14 protein-coding genes, 4 tRNA genes and 1 pseudogene are annotated in these 16,187 nt (G+C 49.6%); 10 read left to right on the top strand and 9 right to left on the bottom strand.

Annotated features, from left to right (window positions below; translation table 11 throughout):
- Position 1: 1 nt before the first annotated feature.
- Positions 2 to 3,358, bottom strand: coding sequence for a DNA-directed RNA polymerase subunit B (locus ACNO7C_RS04205; protein WP_460025716.1), 3,357 nt, complete (start codon positions 3,356 to 3,358; stop codon positions 2 to 4).
- A gap of 5 nt (positions 3,359 to 3,363) precedes the next feature.
- Positions 3,364 to 3,606, bottom strand: coding sequence for a DNA-directed RNA polymerase subunit H (locus tag ACNO7C_RS04200; RefSeq protein WP_318538002.1), 243 nt, complete (start codon positions 3,604 to 3,606; stop codon positions 3,364 to 3,366).
- A gap of 146 nt (positions 3,607 to 3,752) precedes the next feature.
- Between ACNO7C_RS04200 and ACNO7C_RS04195 the strand changes: the two genes are divergently transcribed.
- The 5 genes from ACNO7C_RS04195 to ACNO7C_RS04175 all read left to right on the top strand — a co-directional run bounded on the left by ACNO7C_RS04195 (position 3,753) and on the right by ACNO7C_RS04175 (position 6,302).
- Positions 3,753 to 5,255 carry a glycine--tRNA ligase gene (locus ACNO7C_RS04195; RefSeq protein ID WP_460025898.1) on the top strand — a complete coding sequence of 501 codons (1,503 nt, stop codon included), beginning with the start codon at positions 3,753 to 3,755 and terminating at the stop codon, positions 5,253 to 5,255.
- A gap of 36 nt (positions 5,256 to 5,291) precedes the next feature.
- Positions 5,292 to 5,393: transfer RNA gene (locus tag ACNO7C_RS04190), tRNA-Lys, on the top strand.
- A gap of 146 nt (positions 5,394 to 5,539) precedes the next feature.
- Positions 5,540 to 5,637, top strand: a tRNA-Val gene (locus ACNO7C_RS04185).
- 115 nt (positions 5,638 to 5,752) lie between these two features.
- A tRNA-Thr gene (locus ACNO7C_RS04180) sits at positions 5,753 to 5,851 on the top strand.
- Positions 5,852 to 5,954: 103 nt separating this feature from the next.
- Positions 5,955 to 6,302 (top strand): arcadin 1, encoded by a 348-nt coding sequence (locus ACNO7C_RS04175; protein ID WP_460025715.1) that lies wholly within the window; start codon positions 5,955 to 5,957, stop codon positions 6,300 to 6,302.
- Here the strand turns inward: ACNO7C_RS04175 and ACNO7C_RS04170 are convergent.
- The gene (locus tag ACNO7C_RS04170) at positions 6,299 to 6,583 is read right to left on the bottom strand and encodes a DNA-directed RNA polymerase subunit K (protein WP_460025714.1); all 285 of its coding nucleotides are present in this window, start codon (positions 6,581 to 6,583) and stop codon (positions 6,299 to 6,301) included. The genes ACNO7C_RS04175 and ACNO7C_RS04170 overlap by 4 nt on opposite strands.
- A gap of 57 nt (positions 6,584 to 6,640) precedes the next feature.
- On the bottom strand, positions 6,641 to 8,287 hold the full coding sequence (gene thsA / locus ACNO7C_RS04165; protein WP_460025897.1) for a thermosome subunit alpha: 1,647 nt from the start codon (positions 8,285 to 8,287) through the stop codon (positions 6,641 to 6,643).
- A gap of 94 nt (positions 8,288 to 8,381) precedes the next feature.
- On the opposite strand from thsA, the gene ACNO7C_RS04160 reads away from it, so the two are divergent.
- The 3 genes and pseudogenes from ACNO7C_RS04160 to rimI all read left to right on the top strand — a co-directional run bounded on the left by ACNO7C_RS04160 (position 8,382) and on the right by rimI (position 10,028).
- The gene (locus ACNO7C_RS04160) at positions 8,382 to 8,795 is read left to right on the top strand and encodes a signal peptidase I (protein ID WP_318538006.1); all 414 of its coding nucleotides are present in this window, start codon (positions 8,382 to 8,384) and stop codon (positions 8,793 to 8,795) included.
- A gap of 102 nt (positions 8,796 to 8,897) precedes the next feature.
- Positions 8,898 to 9,487: pseudogene (locus tag ACNO7C_RS04155) on the top strand (TATA-box-binding protein).
- Between the two features lie 61 nt (positions 9,488 to 9,548).
- Positions 9,549 to 10,028, top strand: coding sequence for a ribosomal protein S18-alanine N-acetyltransferase (rimI, locus tag ACNO7C_RS04150; protein WP_460025713.1), 480 nt, complete (start codon positions 9,549 to 9,551; stop codon positions 10,026 to 10,028).
- Here rimI and ACNO7C_RS04145 read toward each other — a convergent pair.
- A complete protein-coding gene (locus tag ACNO7C_RS04145; RefSeq protein ID WP_460025712.1) occupies positions 10,025 to 11,290 on the bottom strand; it encodes an ABC transporter substrate-binding protein in 1,266 nt (421 codons plus the stop codon). The two genes, rimI and ACNO7C_RS04145, sit on opposite strands and share 4 nt — an antisense overlap.
- Positions 11,291 to 11,464: 174 nt before the next feature.
- On the opposite strand from ACNO7C_RS04145, the gene ACNO7C_RS04140 reads away from it, so the two are divergent.
- On the top strand, positions 11,465 to 11,620 hold the full coding sequence (locus tag ACNO7C_RS04140) for a 50S ribosomal protein L40e (RefSeq protein ID WP_460025711.1): 156 nt from the start codon (positions 11,465 to 11,467) through the stop codon (positions 11,618 to 11,620).
- Positions 11,621 to 11,880: 260 nt separating this feature from the next.
- Positions 11,881 to 14,409: a DNA-directed DNA polymerase I gene (locus ACNO7C_RS04135; RefSeq protein WP_460025710.1), complete on the top strand. Its 2,529-nt coding sequence runs from the start codon at positions 11,881 to 11,883 to the stop codon at positions 14,407 to 14,409.
- Positions 14,410 to 14,422: 13 nt separating this feature from the next.
- Here ACNO7C_RS04135 and ACNO7C_RS04130 read toward each other — a convergent pair whose 3' ends face one another.
- The 4 genes from ACNO7C_RS04130 to ACNO7C_RS04115 form a co-directional block, all read right to left on the bottom strand.
- A complete protein-coding gene (locus ACNO7C_RS04130) occupies positions 14,423 to 14,728 on the bottom strand; it encodes a hypothetical protein (RefSeq protein ID WP_460025709.1) in 306 nt (101 codons plus the stop codon).
- A gap of 206 nt (positions 14,729 to 14,934) precedes the next feature.
- Positions 14,935 to 15,264 carry a hypothetical protein gene (locus ACNO7C_RS04125; RefSeq protein ID WP_460025708.1) on the bottom strand — a complete coding sequence of 110 codons (330 nt, stop codon included), beginning with the start codon at positions 15,262 to 15,264 and terminating at the stop codon, positions 14,935 to 14,937.
- A gap of 48 nt (positions 15,265 to 15,312) precedes the next feature.
- Positions 15,313 to 15,681 (bottom strand): hypothetical protein, encoded by a 369-nt coding sequence (locus ACNO7C_RS04120; protein WP_460025707.1) that lies wholly within the window; start codon positions 15,679 to 15,681, stop codon positions 15,313 to 15,315.
- A gap of 293 nt (positions 15,682 to 15,974) precedes the next feature.
- Positions 15,975 to 16,048 (bottom strand) — tRNA-Ile (locus tag ACNO7C_RS04115).
- Positions 16,049 to 16,187 lie beyond the last annotated feature (139 nt).

Here is a 16,187-nt window from a genome sequence, read left to right as displayed (position 1 = left end):
CTCATACGGAAATCTTATCTTTAAGCAGTAGACGTACAGCTATTCCTAAACCTGTCAACTCCTGAAGCAGAAGTTTAAACGCATAGGAAACTTCCACGGGATGCAGTTTCCCCTTCTCTCCGCATACCGGGCACACGGGCATATTCTTCTTGGCATCATACCATCCAGTAAACCCACAGTTTTCGCAAACCCATATCGTCGTTTTGTCGGAGCTGTCTAATAGACGTTCGCGTAGCAACAGCGCAGCTCCGTGGCCTACAAGACAGTCCTTCTCCATTTCACCGAACCTGAGGCCTCCTTCGCGCGCCCTTCCCTCAGTTGGCTGTCTAGTTAGTATCTGTACCCTACCACGAGCGCGCGCGTGCATTTTATCTGCGACGAGGTGGTGTAACTTCTCGTAGAACACGACCCCTATGAAAACTTCTGCTTCTAGAATCTCGCCAGTGATCCCATTGTAGAGGACCTCTTTACCATCGCTTCTAAAGCCGTAGCTTCGCAGAATCTCTCTGATTTCATCTAAGCTTGGCGCTTCGAATGCAGTAGCATCGATACGCCTGCCGGAAAGAGCTGCAGCTTTACCAGTGATAGCCTCTAATAGCTGCCCAACAGTCATTCTAGACGGAATAGCGTGAGGGTTGATTATGAGGTCGGGGACTATTCCGTCCTCCGTGAAGGGCATGTCCTCCTGGGGGACGAGTAGACCTACAACTCCCTTCTGGCCATGCCTTGAGGCAAACTTGTCGCCCACCTCTGTTGGCCTTAGATCTCTAACCCTGACCTTTACGAGCTTTACACCATCCGGGCTCTCCATAATTAAGACGCGGTCCACGATCCCCCTCTCACCATGCCTTAAGGTGATCGATGTATCCTTCCTCTTGGTCAAAACTCTCGGCTCGTAGGTTCCCGTGTAGAAGCGTGGTGGACTTGTTCTGCCAATCACCACCTGCCCTCCCTTGAGCTCGCTCTCCACGTGTGCAATGCCGTCTACCTCATCTAGGGCATCATACGACTCAAAGGGTTTGAGGTCCAGAAGCTCTTGATCTGGTTTAGGCTTCTCAAACCTATCCTCTAAGCCGCCTGGATATCTGCGTTCCTCGGCTTCATATGTGCGGAAAAACACCGAGCGGGTCATACCGCGCTCGACAGCCGCCTTGTTTATTATCACGGCGTCTTGGATGTTGTAGCCACCGCCGGTGAGAACGGCCACGATCATGTTTGTCCCGTACGGGAGATTGTCGATCGGTAACAGATCGAAAATCTTGGTTTTCACCAACGGTTTTTGCGGGTAGTACATTACGTGCATTCTCGGGTCCATCCGTAACCTATAGTTCAGAGTGGGGATCCCGAGAGATTGCTTAGCCATAGCAGCCTGGTACGAGTTTCTAGGAGACTGATTGTACTCAATAAACGGTATTGTCATCGCTATCACTCCAAGAATAGCCGCGGGGTGTATTTCGAGGTGGGTATGCTTAGGGGTCAGCTTGTCAACGGAGTCGGCTATTAGAGCGTTCTCCTCCTCTTCGGCGTCCAAGTACTCGACAATACCGTTTTGTATTAAGTCACTCCACCCCCACGTCCCCTCGCGGAGCATCTTCACGTGGGCGGGTTTCAGCTTTGGCTCTCCGTTTTCGACTACTATAAGCGGTCTTCTGATTCTCCCTGCATCGCAGTTTATGAAAACCTCCTGTAGCTTCCCGAGCTTGTATATCGCGACGTTCACCTCGTGGCTGATCCGGCCCTGCCTCCTAAGGTTTCTCAACGTGGTTACAAGCAAATCACCGTCCTCAACAAAACCTATGAGCCTGCCGTTTAAGTACACACGGGCACCTTCTACGCTTGCACCTAATACTTTTTCAAGCGGCACCACATTAAGCCGTGTAACTAGAAGCTCATAGACTTCCTTTTCGTCGTAACCGTTTGACAGCGTGGCTAGGAGCGCCAGGTTCTTCACAAGTCCACAGTTCTGCCCTTCTGGAGACTCTACGGGGCACAGCCTACCCCACTGGGTCGGGTGCAACTCACGGGCTTCGAAGTGGGGTTGCGTCCTAGATAGCGGCGAAACAACTCTCCGGAGGTGAGAGAGGGTCGAGAGGTAATTAGTCCTGTCTAGTATTTGGCTTACACCCGTTCTTCCACCGACCCAATTCCCAGTGGCTAAGGCGTGCCTCAACTTATCTGTGATGATGTCGGGTCTGACGATGCTGACTAGGTTGATGTCTCGACCCTTTGTCATGTGGCGTTCAAGAGAATACGTCATCTCACGGACTAACTGTTTGAAAGCTGCCCGGAAAACCTGAGCTATGAGCTCACCTGCATGGCGCAGACGTTTATTCGCGAAGTGGTCCTTATCGTCGGGGCCCCGAAGACCCATCTTCAGCTCCAGAAGCCTGGAAACCATCTGACCAACGAAATAAGCCTTGGCGAGGCGCGCAGACCTCGTGCGCCCGATGTGCGGCAGGAAACTCTCATCCAGTATCTGCTCAGCCCGCTCGATCCTCACGTTCTTAGGTTGACCGGTGGCAACTCGGGAGCCGATGTAGTCTAGAGCATCCTCGACTGTCGGCGCTATTTTGGATTGCTCAAGTATTACAGGGAAAAATTCATGTTGAATTTCCTCATCGTTGCTCACGGCGTAAACGATGTCCCTATCCCTCTGCAGTCCCAGCGCCCGCATCATTACGACGACAGGAATCTTTTGGGGGACCTGAGGGAAAGAAACATATATCATCCCATCTTTTGTACGCTCCACTGAAACAGGGACCTTGTAGCCAGCGGCCACCGAGAAAACTTTAGCCGTGTGGGTGACAGAGCTCCCGGCGCCACCGTAGTCCACAAGAACCCTGTTCACCGACAAATCTTCCTGCATTACTACAACTCTTTCGGATCCATTTATGATGAAATAACCACCAGGGTCGTGTGGATCCTCGCCGAGCTTGACGAGCTCTTCCTCAGACGTTATTCTCGATAACACGCATCGGCTACTGCGAACCATTATAGGAAGCATTCCGATGAATACCCTCTCAGTCTTCCTCTCCTCACCGTCCACGTAAAGTGTCATGTTTAGGTATAGGGGGGCAGCGTACGTTATGTTGCGCAACCTAGCAATCATGGGAGTTAGAGTTATTTCAGAGCCATCCGCCTCTTTAAAGACCGGCTCGCCCACCTCAATTTTTCCGAACTTTATCTCAACTCCGTGAGCCTCTAGTTTTATGCCTCCTATCTCGTCTACGATCTCCTGCAAGCCCTTTTCGAGAAATATGTTGAAAGAATCCAAGTGCTGGCGTACTAGTCCGAGCTCCTTCACATAAGCCTTCACGAGCTCCCAGCGGTCCTCACTGCTTAGCTCCACTTTCGGCATGCGGATCACCCAGGAACAACCAACCTCAGAGCAACTGCTTCACCAGCGGTGGGGCTCTTCCTAATAACCATTATCACATCTCCTGGCTTGGCGCCAAGAGCCTTGGCAGCGGGATCTGTGGCATAGATCCAGGGAAGCTCGGATTTTCGAAGCCCCATAAGTTTCAGGATCTTCTTAGCTTCTTCACGCGTAAGCAGTATGTGCTTCGGCACGAGCTCGTGCTCTAGAACGTTTATCTTGCGAGGCATAATAACCTCACTTTCAGACTATCAAGTAGCGATGCAACCATCTTTTTAAGCATTTCGTTATGGACAGTTTTCGCGAGAATCCGGGTAGGCTTATATATCCTCGTGTTTGTCTCCTAAAAGGCTTGGAGGTGAATTTATTGATAGAGGTGGGACGAGCGCAGAAGATGGTTACGCTCGACGAAATCACCGAGCTATGCACTAGGAGGGGTTTTTTCTACCAGACAGGAAAAATCTACGGAGGCCTTAGCGGTTTCTACGATTATGGCCCTCTCGGAGTCGACTTAATGAAAAACATCCTTGATGATTGGTGGTGGTACTTCGTTGAAAGAAGGGACGACATTTATGGTCTCAGCGGTAGTATCATCACACATCCAAAGGTGTGGGAGGCCAGCGGCCACGTTGAAAGCTTTATTGATTATATAGTCGTTTGTCAGAAGTGCGGTGCAGAGTATAGAGCTGATCACTTACTCGAAGATTTAGGCGTGAAGGTCGAGCAGTACACACTGGAAGGCATTAAAACCCTGCTCCGCTCGCATAACGTTCGTTGTCCAGCCTGCGGCGGCGAGCTCAGCGAGCCTAGAGCTTTTAACCTAATGTTCTCAACTAACCTTGGCCCGAAAAAGTCTCCTCCGTTCATAGTTTACCTGCGACCTGAGACGGCACAACTGATATTCGTAAACTTTAAAAATGTCGTTTTCAGTATGGGAGCAACTCTTCCGTTTGGCATAGCCCAGTACGGCAAAGCCTTCAGAAACGAGATATCTCCCAGGAATTTTCTATTCAGGCTACGAGAGTTCATACAAATGGAAATAGAGTACTTCGTGAATCCTAAAAAGTTGAACGACTGCCCTTACTTTGACGAGATTAGGGGCGTAGAGATAAACCTCCTCTCTGCAGAGGATCAAGAGAAGGGTTTAGAGCAGGCTAGGAAAATAAAAGTGGAGGATGCTGTAACGAGTGGGCTTATTGGTTCTGAGTGGCATGCTTATTGGATAGCAGAGTCTCTTAGGTGGCTTTGGCGTATCGGTTTATCTCCACAGAATCTTCGAGTGCGAGAACACATCAAGTCAGAGCTGGCCCACTACGCCCAACAGACCTTTGACGTCGAGTACTACTTCCCATACATGGGTTGGAAAGAAATAGAGGGCATTTCGAATAGAACCGACTTCGATCTTAGGAGGCACCAAGAGCACAGTGGTGAACCTCTGCATATCGTCGACGACGGAGAAAAGGTTATTCCCTACGTCATAGAGCCCTCGTTCGGGCTCGAGCGGATCATCCTAGCCGTACTTACGGAGGCTTACACTATCGAGGAAAAGCGAACCTACCTTAGACTCAAGCCTAGGATCGCTCCCTTCAAGGTTGCAGTTTTTCCGCTTGTAAAGCGAGATGGCTTGGATACTTTAGCTCGGAAAATTTACAACGAGCTGAGAGACCGTTTCCGAGCCTACTACGATGAAGACGGCAGCATCGGTAAACGTTACGCAAAGGCAGATGAGATAGGGGTTCCCTTCTGCGTAACCGTTGATGGACAGACGGCAATAGACGGCACGGTCACCGTAAGGTACAGAGATACGAGACAACAGGTTCGCGTTCCTCGAGAGCATCTCGCAGAGCTTCTCCACAACGGGATTGAAGAGAAAAGTTAATATCCGTTCAATTGTGTATGCTAGAAACAGCGGACGGGGCCGGTAGCTCAGCTAGGAAGAGCGACGGTTTGCCTAGCTCTGCTAGGTGGGTCGAGGCTTTTAACCCGTAGGTCCCGGGTTCAAATCCCGGCCGGCCCGCTTCGAGCTAGACGATAGTCAATATATAGCGTGACATCGCTTCCTCGTTGTGATGATGAGTGACTTGCCGACCGAGCTGTAGCTGTGAGGAACGGCAGTCAGCCTGAAAAAAATTTTAATTCTAGTAGTTTCTATGTTGGTTTTCAGGGCCCGTCGTCTAGCGGTTAGGATGTCGCCCTCACAAGGTAGGAGTGAGCACTCCTGGGAGCGGCGGAGGTCCCGGGTTCGAATCCCGGCGGGCCCACCTTACTGAATGAGAATGCTTAGCCGGACCATAAACCTAGCCGAAGCTAGCTGCAAGTTATATGGGGACACGTCTAGCGAAAAGCTGATAAGATTCCTCTGCATGATGGTGGGCAGCCCCGGTAGCTCAGACTGGTGGAGCGTCGGCCTTGTAAGGCCTTCGAGAAAGGGTTCGAGAAAGCCGAAGGTCCCGGGTTCGAATCCCGGCCGGGGCTTTTTCCCAGAATACCACTTGAAGAGAGTTCATGCATAACTGAAATCTGCTGTGAGAGTTCAAAGCTCAGAAGGCTTAATAAGGTGGGGAAACTTTATGTGAGCGTGTCTCTGACGAGCGTTCGCTTTAAAGCGAAAGTTACGCTCATACAGACCATCGACGCGCCTTTTGGTGAAAAGATGGTGAAGATCGAACTCAGTGAGGAAAGAGAGATGCCCGAACCTCTATTCGTAAGGTCACCGGATAGCGAGATAGGTAGGGAAATAGCCCCCATAATCACCCAGATAATGAGGATGTTTCCCGGTGCGCCACCGGGCGCTGTAAGAGTGCCTCGGGTGACCATACTGCTATCTGAGGACGAGTGGGAGAGGTTCGTAACAAAACCGAGTATCGGTGACTTTTTCGAAGTTGTTATAACTAATGAAAAGATAGAGCTTAAGAAGGAGAGCTAGGGAGGACTTAACTTTAGGTACTTAAGCGGGATCTCCTGGTACTTGCCGTCGGGGGTCCACCTTACTATGATTACTGGTAGTACATGGGCCTCCAGCTCCCTCTCAGCTATTCTCAGTGAGTCCATGTTTTCCAAATCTTCTATAGGAATTAAAACGGGCGCGCCGAGAGAGATTTGCAGAGCTCTAATGCCTATGATTCGCGCTTTCTCGAAACGTGTCAGCCATGGTGGACCGATCTTTACCTGAAACTGCTTTTGTTGAAGTTTATTATCATCAGACATAAACGAGTTAAGCAAGAAAAACAATATTTAAATTTTTTTAGAAAGAAAAGGGGTCTCTTAGTCGAATTCCGACTCTCCCTTATGCTCGGATTCTTTCTCTTTGCCCTTCTCTTTGCCCTTAGGAGGCTGTGCGGCAATGATATCGTCGATTCTCAGTATCATTATCGCCGCTTCGGTTGCAGATTTAAGCACCTGCTTCTTGACGTTAGCCGGTTCGAGCACTCCGGCATTGAACATGTTTTCTATTTTCCCTGTGTAGGCGTTGATTCCTGCCCACTTCTCGCCCTTTGCGTGTAGGCGCTTAAGGTCGGCTAACACATCTATCGGCTCCACACCCGAGTTCTGCGCAAGTATCGCCACGAAGTTCTCGAGGGCTTCAGCGTACTTCAGCACGGCTAGCTGCTCTTTGCTTGGCAGAGTTCTGGCAAAGTCTCTGAGCCTCATGGCGAGCTCGATTTCCACGGCGCCCCCTCCTGCCAGCACTTTCGGCTCCTGTATGACGTTCCTCACAACGCTCAGAGCGTCGTGTATTGCCCTCTCAGCCTCGTCCACGATGTGCTCTGCACCGCCTCTGACGAGGATTGTGACGCTCTTGGGGTTGGGGCAGCCCTCGACGAAGACCATCTTCTCGTCCGCCACCTTCCTCTCCTCCACGAGCTTCGCGGTGCCCAGGGCCTCGGGCGTGATGTCCTCAACCCTAGTCAGGATCCTCGCCCCAGTAGCCCTAGCAAGCTTCTCCATATCACTCTTCTTCACACGCCTAACAGCCAGAATCCCAGCCTTAGCCAAGTAGTACTGCGCAACATCATCAATACCCTTCTGGCAGAAAACCACATTAGCACCACTCTCCTTGATCTTCTCAACCTTCTTTCGAAGTATCTCGGCTTCCTGATCAAGGAACATCTTCAGCTGCTCGGGTGTGGTGACGTTGATCTTTGCCGTCCACTCGGGCTTCTCGATCTCTAATGGGGCGTCGAGCAGGGCGATCTTCGCGTTCTCAACCCTCTTAGGCATAGCAGGGTGGACAACCTCCTTGTCTAGCACAATCCCTTTCACGAGCACGGTTTCCGTGATGCTTTCGCCTCTCTTTTTCTCGACCTTAATGTCGTCAAGACTCAGCTTGTAGCCGCCATCTTTCTTCTCTACAACCTGTAACGCCGCATCGACAATTATCTTAGATAGGAACTCCTTGAATTCAGCAACAACCTTACTCGATAGAGCGGTTTGAGAGATTTTCTCGAGCACATTTCTATCAAGAGGATCAACTTTCTCAGCTATCTCATCAACTATCCGAGTTGCTTCGACGAGAGCTTTCTCAAAGCCCTCGGTGATAACCGTCGGGTGGACGTCTTGATCGATGAGTTCCTCTGCCGCAGTGAGGAGCTGCCCTGCCAGGACCACGACGCTCGTGGTTCCGTCTCCGACTTCGTCATCCTGAGCCTTAGCTACTTCTACAAGCATTTTAGCAGCTGGATGCTGCACCTCCATCTCTTTTAGGATGGTGGCTCCGTCACCGGTAATCGTAGCATTGCCAAATGAGTCGACAAGAAGCTTATCCATGCCTCTTGGTCCTAGAGAGCTAGCCAGAGCCTCGGCAATTACTCTAGCAGCATATATGTTTGCCTTACGCGCGTCTCTCCCAGTCGTTCTCTGAGTTCCCTCTTTCAGTATTAAAACAGGTATTTGACCCGCCGGCTGTGCCATCCCGTTCACCTTCAGCACCTCAAGAAAAACATCGCTTCTATAAATACTTTACGCCCAGGAAGAGATAAATATCCTAGATGGTTTGTTGATAGCCATGCCCAGTCGCGCCAATGATGGCCACGCGAAAGAAAGCGTTGTTTTTATACTAGTTCTCCTAATCTCTGTACTCTTAATTTTCTCGCTTAGTTACATTCTGCGAACACAGGTTCCCTTAGCCGTCGTCTCGAGCTGGTCAATGGAGCCAACACTTCACGTAGGAGATATCGTAGTTGTAGTAGGTTCAGAGTCCTATTCGGTAGGTGACATCGTTGTATACGAGTCTCCTTCTGGTCTAATCGTGCATCGGATCGTGCTGATAGCAGGTAATACGTACGTGACAAAGGGCGACGCAAATCCCTACCCTGACAGCCTTCATCCTTCTTTCTCATCAATAAAGGGTAAAGTGGTTCTCGTAATACCTTACATCGGCACGATAAAGCTTGCCTTCGAGTCTCTCATTAGAGGTTAGAGCCTACTAATTTTCTACAAGATTTTTCTCGAGGCAGTTTATAAACTAAGCATTTATATACCCCTATTATGTATTTTTAAAGCGTCACAGGAGGTGGTCACAATTACAAAACAGCCGGTTTACGAGATACAAAATGTGGTAGCATCTGTAACTCTAAACCAACGTTTAGACCTGGAGAGAATAGCAGAGCGCATACCCCATGCTGAGTATAGCCCGGAACATCCCAGGTCTCCGGACCTGGGATCCGAGAGTTCCCGGGGTTAGTGCTACGTCTGAACAGGCCTAAAACCGCCACGCTAATATTCTCTAGCGGGAAGATGGTTTGCACTGGAGCAAAGTCGGAGTCAGAGGTTAAAAAGGCAGTTAACAGCATAATAAAGCTCCTGAAGCAACACGGTATCGACATAAAGAACGAGCCGATAGTTGAGATCCAAAACATAGTTGCAAGTGCAAACCTGAAGGCGGGAGTTGATCTCGAGAGAGCTGCGTTCTTGCTTGAAAACGCAATGTATGAGCCAGAGCAGTTTCCGGGGCTGATCTACAGGATGAGAGAGCCAAAAGTAGTTCTACTGATTTTCAGTAGCGGAAAAGTCGTGTGCACAGGCGCTAAAAGAGAGGAAGAGGTCAAAGAGGCTGTCGACAAGATATACAATATCCTCAAGGAACACGGTGTCCTGCTCGAGGAGGAGTAGCCTAAACAGCAAAAGTTAAGACTACCTTTTTATCTCTCTGAGCCTGGGTGCACCTACTACGGTGGAAAAAGCTTACATAGTCAGGGAGGCACGTCGCGAAGACCTTGACGAGGTTATAAGGATCAATAGGGAAGTCTTACCCGAGAATTACCCTGCCTTCTATTTTGAAATGCACTTGAAAAACTTCGGGAAGGCGTTCCTCGTAGCGGAGATGAATGGAAAGATCGTCGGGTATGTAATGTGCAGAGTTGAGTATGACACTCTGTACACAAACCCCAACAAGGTTGGGAAAAGGGGACACATCATTTCGATAGCCGTGATCCCTGAGGCACAAGGAAAGGGTATCGGGACCGAGTTAATGACCAGGGCGTTGGAAAGCATGAAAAAGTACTACGGAGCAGAAGAGTACTACCTGGAGGTGCGTGTCAGTAACGAGATCGCTATTCGAGTCTACAAAAAACTGGGGTTTAACGTTATTAAAGTTCTACCCAAATACTACCTTGACGGCGAAGATGCATATTTAATGGCTCGGCCTGCTTAGACTTTGACAACTGTATCTGCCTGCGAGTTGTAGAGCGCGATTTGCGTCCAGTTGTACCCGCTTGGCGTCCTGATCACTGCCCAAACTGCGTAGTCTCCCGCTGACCTGTCCCCTGTTTGGTCTAGTGCTGTGTTTCCTGTTACTCCGTAGTAGTGCTGCGCCACGGTGGGGAGGGCTTTGGCGATGGCTTCCCCGCTGTACTGGCCTGCAGCCATCACCGAGAGGGCCACAAGCCAAGCAGCATCATAAGCGTTCATTGCATAAGAGTGCGGGTATTCGCCAAACCTACTCCTAAACCTTTCAATAAACTCCTGTTGCTGAGGGTTGCCGGCGGGCTGGAATATCGTGCACGGAAACCCTCCGAGCATCACCAGTTGTTCGCCAACTTGGTCAGAGAGCTTTGTTGATAAAGCTACACCATCTGTTCCGAACCACTTGAGCTTTGAGAGTGTGGGGTTTTGGGCGGCTGCCTGGATTACTCTTATGCCGTCGTCCTCGAAGCTGATGAGCACCACCGCGGTGGAGGGGCCGAGCTTGGAGGCGGCTTCGGCGAGCCTAGCGACCTCGCCCGAGACGTCCTGGGCGTTGGGGTCGAAGGCGACGGCCTCGACGCTGCCGCCGAGCTCCCGGAACCTGGCGGCGAAGGCCTCGAAGAGCCCCTTGCCCCACGCGTCGTTCCTGTAGATCACCGCAGCCCCCCGGAAGCCGCTGCCGAACACCAGCCTAGCCAGCGCCCGCCCCTGGTACACGTCGTTAGGCACAACCCTGAACACGTAGTCGCCAGCAACAGCAAGCGAGGGTGCTGTGGAGCCTACGCTTACTACTACGACTTTGTTTGCATCTGCGAACTGCTTGACTTGGCTTACTTCGCTGCTCGCCTCAAGCCCTATGACGGCTTGTACTCCTTGGGCTGCGAGGGCCTGTATCTTGGCTCTAGCCTGCTCGGGGTTCGTGCCGGTGTCCTCGACGAGGAGCTTGAACCTGAAAGGCGACCCAACCTGCTCCGCGAAGGCATTAATGTCCTCCACAGCAAGCTCAAGCGCGTGCATGTCTCGCTTACCGTACGATTCCAAGTCTCCTGTGAGTTCGACTAATGCTCCTATGGGGACCACAACTGCCTGCACACGAGTTGTATTTTGCTGTAGTGACGTGAAGTAAGAAAGCCCCAGAGCTGCCCCAAGAAGCAGGCCCACTATCAAAGCAGCGGAGATTTTTATCGCGGCTCTGACGCTTTTTCTTTGGCTGGATTGATTCGCCTGCACGGTCAGTGTTGAAAAATCTAGCTTTTTAAAAATGGTGATACTTATAATTCTTCAACGATTATTTGGCATATATCATATTGATTAATATTTTGTTATCAGATATAATAAGCTCAAAGGACACCCGTGAGGCAAAAAAGTTATAATCGTTCTTTTCCATGAGGAGTGGGGATATCTATGCCCATTAGGGACCCTGAAAAACTGCAACTGGCCCTAGATCACCACTTTAAAGTGAAGATCTGCAGAAGGTGTAATGCCCGTAATCCTTGGGAGGCCGACAGGTGCCGTAGGTGCCACAGCAGGGATCTTCGGCCTAAGAGGTACAAGAAGTAGAAACGTTTTCTATTTATCAAGCTTTTACTGTGATAATCTTTGTGCAGAACTATGGGACGCGTAGATAAGGGGGCCAAGTGCTCCGTAGAGGGGTGCGAAAGAGACGCTATTAGATCCATATCGCTAGAGAATTTCAAGAAGAGTGGTGTTTCCCTTAAGCTAAAGGAAGGTGTGAGACGGGTGTACCTCTGTCGAGAACACTATAAGGAATACAAGAAGAGCTATCGAAAAAATGTTTGGAGGATTGAGCGCTTTAACTGGTGACATCCGTGCTTTATCTTTTCTCTGTCAGGTACTCCGGTCCCGACGGAAAAGCCGTGATGTACTTCTACGACGATGAGACCGGCACTCTCAAAGCAGTGCCGGACTACAGCGGTCACAAGCCTTATCTGCTTACAGATTACACGCCTGAAGAGCTTATTGAGAAGTTCCCGGAAGTTTTACGGCACCCAGGTTTTAACAAAATTGAAGTTGTCGAGAAGTACGACGCTCTCAACGACCGGTGGGTTATTATGACTAAGGTCGAGGCGCTTGACCCATTGTCGATCGGAGGTTCGTCTAAGAGCATAAGGGAAGTTCTCAAGGGGCACGCCTGGGAGGCTAAGATAAAGTACCATCACTGCTACATCTATGACAAGCATTTGATCCCTGGTATGCCCTACACTTTGACCAACGGTGAACCTAAACTGGCTGAAGTGGAGGTTCCGCAGGGCATAAGAGAGCTCGTTAAGACCTTAAGCGAGGATAAAGTGCAGGAAACTGAGATGCTTGAGTGGGCTAAACTTCTCAACGCTCCTATCCCGAAGATTCGACGAATAGCGATCGACATTGAAGTTGAGTCTGAGGCACTCCGCGTACCCAGCCCTAAATTGGCAGAAGACAGAGTAATCGCAGTCTCCTTTTATTCCTCCGACGGTCGGAAAGGCGTCTTCCTCCTAAAGAGGCAGAACATTGATGTAAGGGAGGCTCCAAAAATACCGAATGCTGATGTCAGGTTTTTTGAAGACGAGAAAGATCTCCTTCAGGCTGTTTTCTCACTACTCGACAGCTACCCGGTCGTTCTTACTTTTAACGGCGATAACTTCGACCTCCCTTACCTATACAACAGGGCTCTCAAGATCGGCTTTAGGAAAGAAAACATCCCTATAGTGTGGAGTGAGAAGTCGGAGTACGCTGATCTCCGCAACTCGATTCACATAGACCTGTACAAGTTCTTCACTAATAAATCAATGAAAGTCTACGCCTTTGGCAACAAATACAGGGAGGGGCAGACCCTAGACGAGATAGCTTCAGCGCTAATAGGTAAGGGAAAAGTTAAACACGAGGACCTGATATCAGAGATGAGCTACGAAAGACTGGCTGAGTACAGTTTCCGTGACGCAGAGCTGACTTATGAGCTCACCGCCTTCAACGACGACCTTGTAATGAAGCTGATTATACTCATGATGAGGATCTCGAAGCTGCCTATGGAGGACCTTACGCGCCACAATATCTCTGCATGGATTCGGAACATGTTCTACTTTGAGCACAGGCAACGAGGGTGGCTAATCCCTAACCCAGAGGAGATCGTACAGCTAAAGGGAGAAACTTCGACTAGAGCTATAATAAAAGGCAAGAAATACCTTGGAGCGATAGTCATAGACCCCATACCTGGAGTCTACTTTAACGTGCTCGTAGTGGACTTTGCCAGCCTGTATCCCAGCGTGATAAAGACGGGTAATCTTAGCTATGAGACTGTCCGCTGCCCGCACGAGGAGTGCAAGAAGAACATTATACCCGGCACAACACACTGGGTGTGTACAAGGAAACGAGGTATGATGTCGTCGCTCATAGGCGTTCTGAGAGACCTGCGCGTCTACGTGTACAAGAAAGTGGCAAAAGAAAGCAAGGACAGCGCTGAAAAACAGCAGTACGAAGTTATCCAATCTGCTCTCAAGGTCTTCCTGAATGCAAGCTACGGAGTCTTCGGCTCCGAGGCCTTCCCATTGTATTGCCCCCCTGTGGCCGAGGGCACGACGGCTTTGGGTAGGTACGCGATTCTAAAGACTATGCGCAAAGCCGTTGATCTAGGTATCCCTGTTCTTTATGGTGACACAGACAGCCTCTTTCTGTGGAACCCCTCACGTGAACAGCTCGATAAACTTCTCCAATCAGTTTTAGACGAGCTGAAAATCGACCTAAGTATAGATAAAGAGTACAAGTGGGTCGTGTTCAGCGAGAGAAAGAAGAACTACCTAGGAGCACTCAAAGACGGGAAAGTGGATGTGAAGGGACTTGTTGGCAAGAAGCGAAACACTCCGGATTTTGTAAAGAACCTCTTTACAGAGATCATTTCACTACTCTCTAAGGCCGAGAACATAACCTCTTTCGAGGAAAGCATAGAGAAGGTTAGGGAGATCATCAGGCAGGCTATAAAGGAGCTTAAAAATGGTGAAGTACCGCTCGACCAGCTTGCTTTCAATGTCGTGCTAACGAAAGACATCCAGGAGTACAACAAGACAACACCTCAGCACAAGAAAGCCGCTCAGCAACTTTTGTCAGAGTACCGTAAGCTCTACGGAAGCGTCCCGGTGAACATTACACGTGGTAGCATAGTCAGTTACGTTAAAACAAGGGATAAACATGGTGTGAAACATCTCCAGCTGGCAAGAATCGACGAAGTAGACACTGAAAAATACTTGGAAGTGATGAAAACCACGCTGGAACAAGTCCTGGACGCACTTGAAATAAGCTTCGACGAACTACTCGGAGTCTCTTCCATCGATGAATTCCTAAAAATCAAACAATGAGAAAAGAAATGCTCTATGCTGAAACAGTTTCCTCTATTTTCTTCCTAGCCGCCTCAAAATCGGGCTGAGTCCCGATCACTGGAACCTTCGTTAATATATGCCTTACTTGCCCATCATCGTATACCACGAAGACTTGAGGAATATCTGCGCCCCCCAACTCGTCCTTCTCACCGTACTTAGTCAGAAAAACATAGTCTTCTTCCCTTTCCTCAAACTCTAGTCCCTTGCTCGCAGCAATCTCCTGACATATCTTCTTCAGCTTGTCATTAAAGCTAGCCCAAGAAGCTCCAACAAACACTATTTTCACAGGTTTTCCCATCGCGGCTCACCGCAAGCACAGAAAGGCTCTACAATCCTCTATTTATATTCTCCGCTAATACTCACAGGAATTTTTAATTTTCAGCGGTAATGTTACTATTTGATTTCCCTCACTTTTTCTTTGTTTATTTCATGCTTATGCGCTTAGCTTCATCTGCCCCTGATAGAGTATGACCGTGGCAATGTGGCTACATATCCTTGCCTTCCTCACATTGCCGTATGCGCAGGAGAAGCAGTCGCAACCGTACTTCTCATTATAGATCCAGACGCTGCACCAGGGGTAGGTGTGGCGTAAATTGGGGACCTCTCGACGAGCCAGTGCTCCCCGCCAACCCTCTCCACTTTCCCAGCAAGAAGCCTGCACATGGCCCCGTAAATCCACTTCACGAGCTTATCGAGGAAATAGAACTGCAGCTCCCCTAAGACCTCGAGCAGGTTCCCCCCGCGCTCCTCGACTATCCTATCGCCGCAGTGGCCGTAGAAGGCGAACGTCATCAGCACCCAGGGCACTTTGCTCTCGCTGCTCCTAGCCCTCAAGCGAGGGCACCCGCAGAACCTTCTCCGTCAGCAACGTGGTATGAGTTACTACTCTTCTTTCAGCATGTCGCTGATGCTTTTCACCTCTCCCCCTTTCTTGTAAACGATTTTTGTCTCAAGTCTTATAGGGAGACCTATCTCACTGAAAACCCAGTATACTGTCTCTGCATTCATGTCGCCTTTTAGTCTTCCAGAGTAATACAGTCTCCCTAACTTCTCTCCTATTTTTCTAGCTGTATCTCCATATTGCTCAACTGCCTTTTCGAACATCATCTTACCGTCCTCTGTTAGATGCTCCAGGAATACTGCGTAGTAATCAGGTTCAGCTTTCTTAGCGTCTTTTTTTCCCAGCAACTCTTTCTGCATTCTTTGGAGCATTCTTCGTTTGATGATCTCGAGATCTATATCTCCACTCATCCTGCCTCCCCTCCTTTCTCAATAAGGTTAACAATATAATGCTTGCACTAATATTCCATACAGGCCGGGTGGTAATAAGGTCGCCGCTCGAGGCGCTTCGCGCATGCGATGAAAAGCGGCAACCCACACCCGGCACAAACCAGCTTTTTCTCGGGAAAACAGAGGATGAGCCAAACTGCCAGGCTATACCCGTATATACCTTCAACGATCAGTAACTTTAACTGCTTTAACCCCGCTGAAGACTGATCATCGGGCTATAGAACGTAGTTCCAAAATGTTCTCAACACGAGAAGTGGGCCGGCCGGGATTTGAACCCGGGACCCCCCGGTTATCAGCCGGATGCTCTACCTGGCTGAGCCACCGGCCCTAGACGCTGCGACTAATTCAATTACCTAGCTCAGCTATTTAACCTTTTGGTCCGCACGTGAATTAGTTTTTCCTTTACGAGAAGATTGAGCAAGCCTTACTCGCGCTTTAGGTTCAGGCAATAAATATACTGTTTAAGG

This window comes from Infirmifilum tikiterense (assembly GCF_054696565.1).
This window is presented reverse-complemented; position numbering and strand designations above follow the sequence as displayed.